The 13,093-nt window shown below is 36.6% G+C and carries 10 protein-coding genes; 5 read left to right on the top strand and 5 right to left on the bottom strand.

The window, feature by feature from the left end:
* Positions 1–70 precede the first annotated feature (70 nt).
* The 5 genes from ptsP to G634_RS0102155 all read right to left on the bottom strand — a co-directional run bounded on the left by ptsP (position 71) and on the right by G634_RS0102155 (position 6,155).
* Positions 71–1,777, bottom strand: a complete 1,707-nt coding sequence (gene ptsP / locus G634_RS0102175) for a phosphoenolpyruvate--protein phosphotransferase (RefSeq protein WP_026503921.1) — start codon at positions 1,775–1,777, stop codon at positions 71–73.
* 81 nt (positions 1,778–1,858) lie between these two features.
* The gene (locus tag G634_RS0102170; protein ID WP_026503920.1) at positions 1,859–2,122 is read right to left on the bottom strand and encodes an HPr family phosphocarrier protein; all 264 of its coding nucleotides are present in this window, start codon (positions 2,120–2,122) and stop codon (positions 1,859–1,861) included.
* Between the two features lie 196 nt (positions 2,123–2,318).
* Positions 2,319–4,346 (bottom strand): PTS fructose transporter subunit IIABC, encoded by a 2,028-nt coding sequence (locus G634_RS0102165; RefSeq protein WP_026503919.1) that lies wholly within the window; start codon positions 4,344–4,346, stop codon positions 2,319–2,321.
* A 123-nt stretch (positions 4,347–4,469) separates the two neighbouring features.
* Positions 4,470–5,378: a 1-phosphofructokinase gene (gene pfkB, locus G634_RS0102160; protein ID WP_026503918.1), complete on the bottom strand. Its 909-nt coding sequence runs from the start codon at positions 5,376–5,378 to the stop codon at positions 4,470–4,472.
* Positions 5,379–5,414: 36 nt separating this feature from the next.
* A complete protein-coding gene (locus G634_RS0102155; RefSeq protein WP_026503917.1) occupies positions 5,415–6,155 on the bottom strand; it encodes a DeoR/GlpR family DNA-binding transcription regulator in 741 nt (246 codons plus the stop codon).
* A gap of 566 nt (positions 6,156–6,721) precedes the next feature.
* On the opposite strand from G634_RS0102155, the gene fliY reads away from it, so the two are divergent.
* From fliY to G634_RS0102130, 5 genes are all read left to right on the top strand, one after another.
* Positions 6,722–7,351 (top strand): flagellar motor switch phosphatase FliY, encoded by a 630-nt coding sequence (gene fliY, locus G634_RS17640; RefSeq protein WP_035798587.1) that lies wholly within the window; start codon positions 6,722–6,724, stop codon positions 7,349–7,351.
* 149 nt (positions 7,352–7,500) lie between these two features.
* On the top strand, positions 7,501–8,637 hold the full coding sequence (locus tag G634_RS0102145) for a DUF4317 domain-containing protein (RefSeq protein WP_026503916.1): 1,137 nt from the start codon (positions 7,501–7,503) through the stop codon (positions 8,635–8,637).
* Positions 8,638–8,757: 120 nt separating this feature from the next.
* Positions 8,758–9,255: a MarR family winged helix-turn-helix transcriptional regulator gene (locus G634_RS0102140; protein WP_026503915.1), complete on the top strand. Its 498-nt coding sequence runs from the start codon at positions 8,758–8,760 to the stop codon at positions 9,253–9,255.
* A 67-nt stretch (positions 9,256–9,322) separates the two neighbouring features.
* The gene (locus G634_RS0102135) at positions 9,323–11,077 is read left to right on the top strand and encodes an ABC transporter ATP-binding protein (RefSeq protein ID WP_026503914.1); all 1,755 of its coding nucleotides are present in this window, start codon (positions 9,323–9,325) and stop codon (positions 11,075–11,077) included.
* 18 nt (positions 11,078–11,095) lie between these two features.
* Entirely contained in the window at positions 11,096–13,081 is a 1,986-nt protein-coding gene (locus tag G634_RS0102130; protein WP_026503913.1) for an ABC transporter ATP-binding protein, read from the top strand.
* The last annotated feature ends 12 nt before the right edge of the window (positions 13,082–13,093 follow it).

The raw sequence follows: 13,093 nt of genomic DNA, 5'->3' as shown, positions 1-13,093 counted from the left end.
AGGTTTAATAAAAAAGAATAAAAAAACTCCTGCGTTACTTAAAAAGGTAATGCAGGAGTTTTTATTTAAATCAATCTTTAGCAGCTTTCTTTAAAGCTTCAACTATTTCTTTTTCTGTATCCATAGCCATAACTTTATCAGCTAGCTTATCGGCTTCTTCCTTAGTCCATTTGCTAATGATGCAACGAGCAGTGAGAACCAAAACCGGATTAACACTATACTCATCAAGTCCAAATGACATAAGAAGAGGAATCATAAGAGGATCTGCAGCGGCTTCTCCACACATACCAACTGGAATACCAGCTTCATTAGCACACTGAATAATGTGTCTAATAGAACGGAGGACAGATGGTTGAAATGCAGAATAAAGGTAAGCAACTTTTGGATTGCCTCGGTCAACGCTCATAGTATACTGAGTAAGATCGTTTGTTCCAATTGAGAAGAAAGCAGCTTCCTTTGCAAGTAAATCAGCTATAAGAGATGCAGAAGCAGTTTCAATCATACATCCTACTTCGATGTTTTTATCAAAAGGAATTCCTTCGTTCTCCAAGTCTTTCTTTATATCTTCAACAAGAGCTTTTGCTTGTCTAACTTCATCTACACAAGTAACAAGCGGAAGCATAATCTTTATCTTACCAAATGCACTTGCTCTAATAATTGAACGTAACTGAGTCTTGAACATGTCTGCGTTATCAAGACAATAACGTACAGCACGATAACCAAGGAATGGGTTGTCTTCTTTTGTAAGATTGAGATAAGGAATATCCTTGTCACCACCAATATCAAGTGTTCTTACAATAACAGTTTTACCACCCATAGTTTCAACAGCTTCTTTATATGCGTTGAACTGTTCTTCTTCTGATGGAAGGTGTGAATTGTTCATAAACAGGAACTCTGAACGGAAGAGACCAATACCCTCACCATCACATTCAACAGCCTTCTTTGCATCTTTTGGAGTTCCGATATTACAGAACAAATCAAGTTTTTTACCATCAGCAGTAAGAGTTTCTTTGCCAAGAAATTTCTTAAGTTCTTCCTGCTTGCGAATGAAATCTTCACGCTTACGAATATATGTTGAGAGCACATCTCCAGCAGGATTGATGAATATTTCACCTTCTGTGCCATCTACTATAGCTGTGTCATTATCTTTTACAAGATTAAGAGCATCAGGAACAGATAAAACAGCTGGAATTTCAAGAGCTCTTGCTAAAATAGCAGAGTGAGAAGTCTTACCACCAATTTCTGTGATAATTCCGGCAACGTTTTCTTTTACTATTTGAGAAGTCATGGAAGGTGTAAGGTCTTTTGCAACCAATACAGTTCCAGGAGCAACTTTACTGATTTCGATATCATGAATATTCAAAAGAATTTTTAAAAGACTTGTTTTTATATCGCTGATATCTGAAGCTCTCTGTTTCATCATTTCATCATCCATTGATGAAAACATGTTAATAAACATGTCACAAACAGCAGTAACAGCTGCTTCTGCACACTGCTTATTATCAATCATCTTATCCATTTCGCCGACCATGGCAGGATCTGAGATCATTACAAGATGGCCTTCGAGAATCTCAGCTTCCTTTTTGCCGATACGCTGTCTTATATCTTCGGCCATCTCAGTAGTTTCAGCTTTGAATTTTTCAACAGCTTCCTGTAATCGGTTTTTTTCTGCTGCTGTATCTTCTATTTTCTTATTTTCAAACTTCAATTCGTGCTCAATGATACGACAGACAGAACCGATTCCGATGCCGCGTGAAGCAGCAATACCCTGTGGCATATACACCTCCTGTGAGAAATATATTCTAAATTCATGCTGATGCAAAAAATGCATCAGCAAACAAGTTTATGTATCAAAAAATTAGTCACCAAGACCGCTCTTTACAAGATCAACAGCTTTAGCAAGAGCTTCCTTTTCGTCTGGTCCATCAGCTTTGATTTCGATTTCAGCACCGCATTTAATGCATGCACTCATAAGCATCATAACTGACTTTGCATCGAACTCTGTTCCATTGAAAACAACCTTTACATCAGCAGTGAAAGGTGTAAGAGTCTGGCTTAAAAGGCTAGCCGGACGCATGTGCATACCCTCTGCATTTACTACTGTAACTTTTTCTGAAACCATGGATTAAATCCTCCTTTAAATTAAAAAAATATGAATTATTATTTGACTTATTGTATTAAGTACTAAATACCCAGTGTACCTTTGACAGTACACTAGGCGCTAATGTATAAAACATTATTAAAATAAATTATATATTTTTTATCGGCTTATTATAGAAATATCTTTCTAGCACTAGTCGATAAACAGAAAGAACTTATTATTTCTGTCTGTCCTTTCTGAGCATTCCGATAAGTACACATGTAATTACAGAACCAATAGCCCATGCAATGATGTAAAGAAGTGGATTGCCTACTGTAGCAAATACGAATACACCGCCATGAGGAGCTTTAAGTGTGCACTTAAAGAGTGCGGAAAGAAGACCTGCTACACCAGAACCAACAAGTGTTGCTGGAATAATGTGAATAGGATCACCTGCTGCAAATGGGATAGCGCCTTCAGTAATGAAGGAAGCACCCATTATAATGTTTGTAATCCATGTTTCCTGTTCTTCGTTTGTGAACTTCTTAGGGAACAACTTACATGCAAGTGCGATACCTACTGGAGGAACCATACCACCTACCATGATAGCTGCCATTGAAATCCATGCAACCTGCTCAACAGAAGGATCAAGTGCTGCCTGTGCAAGCATACCTGTACCGAATACGTAAGCAGCCTTATTAATAGGACCACCCATATCAATTGCCATCATTGCTCCAAGAACAAGTCCGAGAACAGCAATAGCATTTGCTTCGTACAGAGAATTAAGCATTGTAGAAAGGCTTGTATTTACAAATCCGATGAAAGGATTAAGAACGAAGCACATTACAATACCCATAAGGAAAATACCACATAATGGGTAGATGAGGATTGACTTAATTCCTTCAAGTGATTTAGGGAATCCTGAACAAAGCTTTCTAAGTAAAATAATGATAGCTCCAGCTAGGAAACCAGCGGCAATACCGCCAAGGAAACCAGATACTGTGTTACCTTTGCCCTGGAAACCGAACTTGGAAATAAATTCACTAAAACCTGAAAGGCTTCCTTCGCCGCCCCATCTTTCAATGTAATCAGCAAATAATGCATTACCATTAGCTGCAAGAAGACCACCTGCAAAACCAACAGCAAGACCTGGACGATCTGCAATTGATTCACCGATGAAACCTGCAAGTACAGGTACCATAAGACCCATAGCAAGTCCGCCGATGTACTTAAGAAGTGCAGAAGCAGGAGTCATGCTACCAAAGTTTCCGCCACCTGTTTCACCAAATCCGCAGATAGTATCAATAAGGAATGCAATTGCAACAAGGATACCACCGCCGATAACGAATGGAAGCATATGTGTAACACCATTCATAAGGTGCTTATAGAACTTTCTTCCAAGTGTTTCGTCATCACCAAAACTTGCACTTTCAGTGCTGCCGCCTTCATGATGGTATACTGGAGCGTCACCTTTAACAGCTTTATCAATAAGATTAGCTGCGCCATGAATAGCATCCTTTGTAGAAGCTTTTATAACTTTCTTGCCATCGAATCTTGCCATTTCAACGTTACGGTCAACAGCAACGATAACAACGTCAGCATTTGAGATGTCAGAAGCAGTAAGAACATTTTTTGCACCACCCTGACCATCTGTCTCTACTTTGATAGTGATGTTCTTTTCTTTTGCGGCCTGTTCAAGAGCTTCAGCTGCCATGAATGTATGAGCGATACCTGTAGGACAAGCTGTTACACCAACAATCTTTATAGAAGAGGAATTCTGAGCCTGTGCACCTGCTTTTTCTTTATCCTTTTCAGCTTCTTTATCATCAATTATTTTCATAAATTCATCAACAGAGTTAGCTGCAATGAGTTTCTGAGTAAAATTTGCATCCATAAGCATTGTCATAAGCTTGGACAACACTTCAAGATGAGTATCAGCACCACCTTCTGGAGCTGCTATCATGAAAAGAAGTTTTGCAGGTTTGCCGTCAAGAGATTTGTAATCAACACCGTCAGGACATGTGATTGCTGCTAAACCAGCCTTTTTAACAGAAGCTGATTTGCCATGAGGAACAGCAATACCCATGCCAATTGCTGTAGAACCTTTGGCTTCACGGGCTAAAATCGCGTCCTTGAATACTGCCGCATTATTTAAATTACCGCATGATTCATGGAGAGCGATTAGTTCATCAATAGCTGAATTTTGATCAGCTAATGACATTTTGAGTTTGATACCCTGAGGATTAAGAAACTCTGAAATTTTCATACTAATACCTACCCTTTCGTTTGCTTTATATAAATATTGATTAACAATATTACAAACACATATGTCCGAAGCGAAAAAAATGTTTTGATTTGAATTAAAAAGTTTTATGATACTTGTATCATATTAGATAAGAGTTTTATAAAGTTTATCAATCAGCTCTGCTGTTGCAAGTCCGTCAGAAAATGCTGTAGCCCCACCTGCAGCGGTTCCGGTATTAAGTGCTACCTGATAATCTTTACTCTTCTCATAGCCGGCAATAAAACCTGCCACCATGGAATCACCTGCGCCAACGGAATTTTTAACTTTTCCTTTGCAAACGCCTTGGCGAAGTCTTTGTCCGTCTTCTGTGATTAACATAGAACCTTCACCAGCCATGCTTATAAGAACATTTCTTGCACCTTTTTCCTGAAGCTTCTTGGCATATTTTTCAATGTCATCATCAGTGTCTATTTCGACATTAAACATTTCACCAAGTTCCTGCTTATTAGGCTTAATAAGGAATGGATGATACTTAAGAACATTAAGAAGCAAATCTCTTGTAGCATCAACCACAAAATTAACACCTCTTTTGTCAAGCCTTTCAAGGATTTTTTCATAAATATTATCTGGTAAAGAGGATGGAATACTTCCTGCCAAAACAAGTGTATCTCCATTTACAAGTGTATCAAGTTTAGCAAAAAGCATATCAAGACATTCCTTCGGAATTGCCGGTCCCTGACAGTTAACCTCAGTTTCGTCAGATGCTTTGATTTTTACGTTTATACGTGAATTTCCTTCCGGAAGATGAATAAAGTCAGCATTAATTCCAGATTTATTAACTCCATCTTCAATAGCTCTTCCTGTAAAGCCTGCAACAAAGCCAAGTGCTGTGCTGTTAAGACCAAGTTCACTTAAAACTGTAGAAACATTTATGCCCTTTCCGCCGAAATAAATCTCCTCGGAATCTGAACGGTTAGTGATTCCTGGAACAAGGTCTTTTGACATATGAACTACATAATCAAGAGCTGGATTGAATGTTACAGTATAGATCATAAAAAGACTCCTTTCTTACTATATAGAAATCAAATATTAAAAATACTTGATTACTGTTTCATTTATAAATTTTTTCTCAGGTTCCTTATTTGTGATGATGCAACAGGAAGGAAGTTCAGCAAATGTAACAGAGCTGACTTTGTCAAATTTTGAGCTGTCAGCCAGAATATAAGTCATATAAGTATGACGAATTGCCTCTGACTTAACCATTGCTTCATCAACGTCTGGTGTAGTGAAACCTGCAGATGTCGAGATTCCATTTGTGCCCATGAACGCTTTAGTAAAGTGATATCTTCTGATGTATTCGACGCAGTCAGGACCAACAATAGCTTCTGTTGATTCCTTGACTCTTCCGCCTATTATCATTGTAGGAAGATGGCGTTCAATCAGTTTTTTGGCATGCACGATACCATTTGTAATATAACGGGCATTTCGATTTTCAATGTAATCAATAAGCTTGAGAGTAGTGGTGCCGGAATCTATATACACAAAATCACCATCTTGTATAAGGGAAGCAGCATAGCGGCTTATCTTATCTTTGGCTTGCACATTTTTTTGTAATTTTTCATTCACGGCATCTTCGTGAGTTGTTATGTCACTGATGCTGGTTGCTCCACCAAAAACTTTTTGGATTTTATGCATTCTAGCAAGTTCGGTAAGGTCGCGTCGTATAGTTGCAGCAGATGTATCGAGTTCGTCAACAAGCTCTGCAACAGTAACGGCCTTGCGTTCATTAATGATATTGGTGATAATGTCACGTCTTTCTTGTGTCAACATAATTAATCCTCTATCAGTTCTCTTTATATATCGAAAAAATGCTGAAAAAAATATAGGTTTCCATTAATTTAGTTCAGAAATTCGTATTTACTGCGAGTTTCGTGAGAACAAAAGTCAAGCGGAAAACTGATCCAAGGCGAAGTCTTTTTAAATGGCCAGTTTGCGTGGTTTTTGGAACGCAGTGACAAAAATCTATGATTTTTATAAAAGTATAAAAAAACATAGATATCTATTCAGCATTCATAGCATTTTTCCGATATATCTAGTGTAAACTTGTGATTACTTGAAATAACATTTACGAAGGTACTATCCTACCTCATAATTATCGTAACACTATAAATAATCAAAATCAATCAAAAATAATCATAAAAAGTCATGCATTTTTTAGTATAAAATGCATGAAAATTAGCAATATTGATTGTTTTTGACTATGTATAGTTTGCGCGGTTGTTAAATATCGTTTAAGTAAAATGATATAGTTTAAAAATTGAGCATTATTTACAAAGACTTATATTTCTTATTGACAAATATTTGTTCATTTTTCATCTTCGAAAGGAGTTCGTTTCATGGAAAAAAAGATATTAACACCAGAGCAGATTGATATTCTGGGCGAGGTTGCGAATATCAGCATGGGAAATGCTGCAACTGCTCTAGGTATGATGGTCAATCGTGAAGTTGATATTACTACGCCTAGAGTTGAAGTTATAAAACGAAGCCAGTCTCTTGATGATTATGAAAATGTGTGTGTATTTGTCCAAATTCATTACATAGTCGGGCTTGAAGGGAATAATGTCCTTATTTTAAAAGATCAAGATATAAAATGTATGACTGATTTGATGATGGGTGGTTCAGGTAATGTTGAAGAAGGCGAACTCACAGAAATACAGCTTTCAGCTGCATCAGAGGCAATGAATCAAATGATGGGTTCTAGCGCTACATCTTTATCATCAATGCTTGGAATACCTATTGATATTAGCACTCCTGAAGTTAGAAGAATTGATGTTGAGTCTGTAAAGACGTTTGAAAAGATGTTTGAGTCCAGCGTAGAAAAATTTGTCAAAGTCAACTTTAGAATGAAGATTGGTGATCTTATTGATTCATCGATGGTCCAGCTTTATCCGGTTGATTTTGCATATGAAATGTGTGAGAAATTCCGTGAATCCAAACTTCAGGCAAAAAAACTGCAGGAAGTATAATTTTAGCGTACTATAAGAGTTTAGTGTCAGGTTTATTAGGTCTTTATTTTTTTACAAGTGTTTCCTATAATAATATGTAGGTTTAATCACTACAAAACCGCGATGTATTCCACCGCGGTTTTTCCTATTATATATATTGGAGGCGCGTTTTGAATAAGGCTGAGATAGTAGAAATTAAGAAACAGTTTTCACCTGATCGATGCACGATTGATCGAATTTGTGGATGTTATGTAGATCACGAAAAGAATAAGGTAATGGTTGATAAAAGAAATTTTGGAACCATTCCGGAAGAGGAGATGTACAAATATCTTGATATTTTTAAGCATACTCTTACAGGAACTATCGGAAAGAATTTGATTCCTCTGGAATTTCCACTTGATCAGGAAGAAGAGGGTGGTACTCAGAATTTTCTTCTTCATCTTCGTGATACTCATCTTGAGGATGATTCTTTTGTTGATGAGTTTTACGATAGAGTAATCGCTAATTATGTCAATCCTGAGAATTATCTGATTATTTTAGTGCATGCTGTTTATGATATTCCAGGAGTTACTTCTGATCATTTGGAAAATGAAGATGCTTCAAATGATGTTTATGACTATGTTGTATGCAGTATTTGTCCAGTTAAGTTATCAAAAGCGGCACTTGGATATAATGAAGAAAAGAATTCAATAGAAGACAGATTCCGTGATTGGATTGTTGATGGACCTGTAAAAGGAATGCTTTTTCCGGCTTTTATTGATAGAAATACAGATATCCATAATATGCTTTATTTTACGAAGAAACCAGATGATCTTCAGCCTGAATTTGTTGAGGCACTTTTTGGAGGGCGACCTCCAATGTCTGCTCCTGAGCAAAAGGATACTTTTGAAGCAATTATTTCAGATACAATAGGAGATAATGGTAGCTATCAGACGATAAAGAATATTCATAATAATCTTGAGCAGTTAATTGAAGATCATGAGAATGATGAGACACCTCTTACTATAGGAAAGGAAGATATGAAAGATCTTCTTACAAGAAGCGGTGTTGCTGCAGAAAAGATGGAAAACTTTGAGAAGAATTATGAAAATGTAACAGGAACAAATGAAGATTACCCGCTTCTTGCAAGTAATGTTGCAAATGCAAAGAAATTTCAGATTGTTACACCGGATGTGGAGATTAAGGTTAATCCTGAAAGAACAGATCTTGTTGAGACAAGAATAATAGATGGACAGAAATGTTTAGTGATTAAAGTTGATGACAGAGTTGAAGTAAATGGTTTCAATGTGGATGTGCTTGATAAATAATATATTTATAAATATATTTTTCTTTTTTTAATAATTAAGTCTTGACAATGCGTAGCAAGCTACATATCATGAATATGTAACATGCTACGTATTTTTTTAAACTATAGAAAGGGCTTTTTTATGGATAATAGCGCTAATGAAAAATCTTCAAAAGAAGCATCTTTAAGGGCGAAATGGCCAAAGCGTGATCCAAGTAAAGAACCACTTGGGCATAAGTTTAAGCATATTCAAGAGAAAATTATCAAACATCTAAATGAGCAGCTTAGTAAAGACGACATAACTTTTTCGCAGATGTCAGCGCTTTTGTATTTATACTTCAATAATCAGCATCCTGTTAGTATGAAAGAACTTAGTTTCGCTCTTCAGATAAAACATCCAACTGCTGTAGGTCTGATTAACAGACTAGAAGATAAACAGATGGTTAGACGTTATCAAAATCCTGACGATAATAGGTCTTCATTTTTGGAATTAACTGATAAATCACGTGAACTTTTAGCAAGAAATAAAGAGTATCATGACCATATGGATGAAGATTTGATTAAAGGATTTTCAAAAGAGGAGATTTTTAAACTAAGAGAATATTTAGATAGAGTTTATGAGAATATGAAAGATTATTAAATCTATCATATAAATTAAATGTTTTCGTTTGAAACACAATATTAGAGGGTTAAAGGAGAAATTTGCAATGTCAGAATTACTATCACCACTAGCACAGCTAAAAGAATTTAAGAAAACTGCAATTGTATCGCCTTTGTGGATGATTGGAGAGGTTATCTGCGAAATGATTATTCCTATATTAATGGGAAAAATTGTTGACGAGGGAATTGGTAATAAGGACATGGGATATATAGCATCAACCGGTATTCTCATGCTTGGGATAGCACTTCTTGGTCTTTTTTGTGGATGCATGGGAGGCCTTACAAGATCAAAGGCTTCAGCAGGACTTTCAAGAAATCTTAGAAAGGCTATGCATGATAATATCCAGACTTTTTCTTTTGCTAACATAGATAAGTTTTCTACATCAGGTCTTGTAACAAGACTTACGACGGATGTTTCCAATATTCAGAATGCATTTATGATGGTTTTGAGTATGGCTGTTAGAGCGCCTATGTCCATGATAGTTGCTATGATTTTGGCTTTTTATCTTAATGCTAGAATTGCCAGTATCTATCTTATTGCTGTAATTATTCTTTCTATTATCATGGGCACTTTGATGATTACTACTACAAGATATTTTAAAAAAGTATTTGAACGTTATGATCAGCTAAATGAAAGTGTTCAGGAAAATGTTTCTGCAATAAGAGTAGTAAAGGCATATGTTCGTGAAGATTATGAGAATAATAAGTTCAAAAAAGCTGCGGGCAATATCTATGAAATGTTTTTGAAGGCAGAAATGAGACTTGCCTGCATAGGTCCTGTAATGACAACTACAATTAATGTATGCATTCTTCTTATTTCATGGATTGGTGCGCACATGATAGTATCAGGAAGTCTTACAACAGGTCAGCTTATGAGTCTTCTTGCATATTGTATGAATATTCTTATGAGCCTTATGATGGTGTCAATGATTTTTGTAATGCTCACGATGTCAGAAGCCAGTGTAAGACGTATAGCAGAAGTTATTAACGAAAAAAGCTTGCTTACAAATCCTGAAAATCCTGTTATGGATGTAAAAGATGGAGCAATTGAATTTAAGAATGTAGATTTTGCTTATAAAAAAGAGGCAAAAGAGCCTGTTCTTAAGAATATTAACCTGAGTATCAAATCGGGTGAAAGTGTTGGAATAATAGGTGCTACAGGTTCTGCAAAGTCATCTTTGGTCAATCTTATTAGCAGACTTTATGATGTAACAAGTGGTAGTGTTACTGTTGGAGGAGTTGACGTAAGAGACTATGATATCGAGACTCTACGTAATCAGGTTTCTGTTGTTTTGCAGAAAAACGAGCTTTTTTCCGGAACAATTCTCGATAATCTTCGTTGGGGTGATCCTAATGCTACGCAAGAAGAATGTATAAGAGCATGCCAAATGGCGTGTGCAGATGAATTTATCGAGCGTATGCCAGAAAGATATAACACACATATTGAACAGGGTGGTTCTAATGTTTCTGGTGGACAAAAGCAGCGTATATGTATTGCAAGAGCTCTTTTGAAGAAACCCAAAATACTTATTCTTGACGATTCAACATCTGCTGTTGATACAGCTACAGATGCAAAGATTCGCAAGGCTTTTAATGACGAAATACCTAATACTACAAAGCTTATAATCGCTCAGCGAATATCAAGTGTAGAGAATTGTGACAGGATTATCATTATGGATAATGGTCAGATTAATGATTTTGGTACTCCAAATGAACTGCTCGAGCGAAATGAAATCTATCGTGAAATTTATGAATCACAGACAGGCAGCAGTGCTGATGCAGACTTTGATGAAAAGAATTGACGAAAGGATGAAAGAAAAATGGCAGAGAAGGTTAAAGAAGTCAAAGCTTTTGGTGGAAGAGGCGCAAGAGGAGCTCCTCGTCCTAAGGTGAAAAATCCTGGTGTGCTTTTTATGCGCGTTATGCGATATATTTTCAAAAACTATGGTGTATCTATGATTGTAGTTTTTGCATGTATCATCATTACAGTTTTTGCGAATATTCAGGGAACTCTTTTTACTAAAACACTTATTGATAAGTATATTGAACCAATGATAGGTCAGGATAATCCTGATTTTGGGCCACTTGCAGGAGCGATGGCTAGGGTTGCGCTTTTCTATTTGACTGGTATTGTTGCAAGCTATGTTCAGGCGAGAACAATGGCGAAGATTACTCAGGGTACTTTGAAGAATCTTAGAATAGAATTGTTCGAACATATGGAAAGCCTTCCTATTAAATATTTCGATACTAATGCTCATGGAGACATAATGTCTGTCTATACTAACGATATAGATACACTTCGTCAGATGATAAGTCAGAGTATTCCACAGCTTTTGAACAGTGCTATAACCATTATAAGTGTACTTGGTTCGATGATTGTTTTGAATGTTCCACTTACTATTGTTACTATTATCATGGTATTTGTAATGCTGTTTGCTTCAGGAGCAGCAACAAAAGCATCAGGAAAAAATTTCGTGGCACAACAAAAGAACCTTGGTAAGCTAAATGGTTATATCGAAGAGATGATGACAGGCGAAAAGGTCGTAAAAGTGTTCTGCCATGAAGCCAAAACAATAGAGGATTTCGATAAATACAATAATGAATTGTTTGAAGCTTCATTTAAAGCAAACGCCTTTTCATCAATTCTTGGACCGATCAATGCACAGCTGGGTAATGTCAGTTATGTAATCTGTGCAATAGTTGGTGGAGCGCTTGCACTCACGACTGCAAGCTCAACAGGGGCAGGAGTTGCATTTTTCCTTGCGCTGACACATTTATTTGGAAGCCTTAGTATCGGAGGTCTTGCAAGTTTCCTGACCTTCAATAAAAACTTCAGTATGCCGATAAACCAAGTGTCTATGCAGTTTAATAGTATTATTATGGCTCTTGCAGGTGCGGAACGTATTTTTAGACTTCTTGATGAAAAATCTGAAACAGATGATGGATATGTTACACTTGTTAATTCCAAGATGGAAAATGGAAAAATTGTTGAGGCATCTGAACATACAGGCCATTGGGCATGGAAGCATTATCATCAGGCGGATAATACAACAACCTATCAGCCTCTGGAAGGTGATGTCACTTTCAATGATGTGGATTTTGGATATGATGATGATAAAATTGTACTTCACAATATTGTACTTCATGCCAATCCAGGTCAGAAGATTGCGCTTGTTGGATCTACAGGTGCTGGAAAAACTACCATTACAAATCTAATAAATCGTTTTTATGATATTCAGGATGGAAAGATTCGGTACGATAATATAAATATAAATAAGATTTCCAAAAAAGATCTTAGAAAATCACTTGGTATAGTTTTGCAGGATACACATCTGTTTACAGGAACTGTAGCTGAGAATATTAGATATGGAAAGCTTGATGCTACTGATGAAGAAGTAAAAGCAGCTGCAAAACTTGCCAATGCTGATGGCTTTATTAGAAGACTGCCGGAAGGATATGATACTATGCTTACAGGTGATGGTGCAAACCTTTCACAGGGACAGCGTCAGCTTTTGGCAATTGCGAGAGCTGCAATTGCAGATCCTCCGGTTCTTATTCTGGATGAAGCTACAAGTTCAATTGATACGAGGACTGAAAAGATTGTTCAGGATGGTATGGATAAACTTATGATGGGACGTACAACATTTGTAATTGCTCATAGACTTTCTACTATCCGCAATAGTGACTGTATTTTAGTTATGGAACAAGGACGTATTATTGAACAGGGCAATCATAAAGAATTGTTAGAGAAAAAGGGTAAGTATTATCAGCTCTATACTGGTAATAAAACTGATATTACAGCCTAAGTTTAGTGGAGG

The organism is Butyrivibrio sp. NC3005, assembly GCF_000424545.1.
Classification (GTDB): domain Bacteria; phylum Bacillota; class Clostridia; order Lachnospirales; family Lachnospiraceae; genus Butyrivibrio.
Note: the sequence above shows the minus strand (reverse complement) of the source record. Positions and strands in the feature narration are given on the sequence as shown.

Bases quoted from the DNA above. Each gene is read 5' to 3' on its own strand.
- G634_RS0102130 (WP_026503913.1), top strand. From the start codon at position 11,096: ATGGCAGAGAAGGTTAAAGAAGTCAAAGCTTTTGGTGGAAGAGGCGCA.
- G634_RS0102165 (WP_026503919.1), bottom strand. From the start codon at position 4,346: ATGAAAATTTCAGAGTTTCTTAATCCTCAGGGTATCAAACTCAAAATG.
- G634_RS0102170 (WP_026503920.1), bottom strand. From the start codon at position 2,122: ATGGTTTCAGAAAAAGTTACAGTAGTAAATGCAGAGGGTATGCACATG.
- pfkB (WP_026503918.1), bottom strand. From the start codon at position 5,378: ATGATCTATACTGTAACATTCAATCCAGCTCTTGATTATGTAGTTCAT.
- ptsP (WP_026503921.1), bottom strand. From the start codon at position 1,777: ATGCCACAGGGTATTGCTGCTTCACGCGGCATCGGAATCGGTTCTGTC.
- G634_RS0102135 (WP_026503914.1), top strand. From the start codon at position 9,323: ATGTCAGAATTACTATCACCACTAGCACAGCTAAAAGAATTTAAGAAA.
- fliY (WP_035798587.1), top strand. From the start codon at position 6,722: ATGGAAAAAAAGATATTAACACCAGAGCAGATTGATATTCTGGGCGAG.
- G634_RS0102155 (WP_026503917.1), bottom strand. From the start codon at position 6,155: ATGTTGACACAAGAAAGACGTGACATTATCACCAATATCATTAATGAA.
- G634_RS0102140 (WP_026503915.1), top strand. From the start codon at position 8,758: ATGGATAATAGCGCTAATGAAAAATCTTCAAAAGAAGCATCTTTAAGG.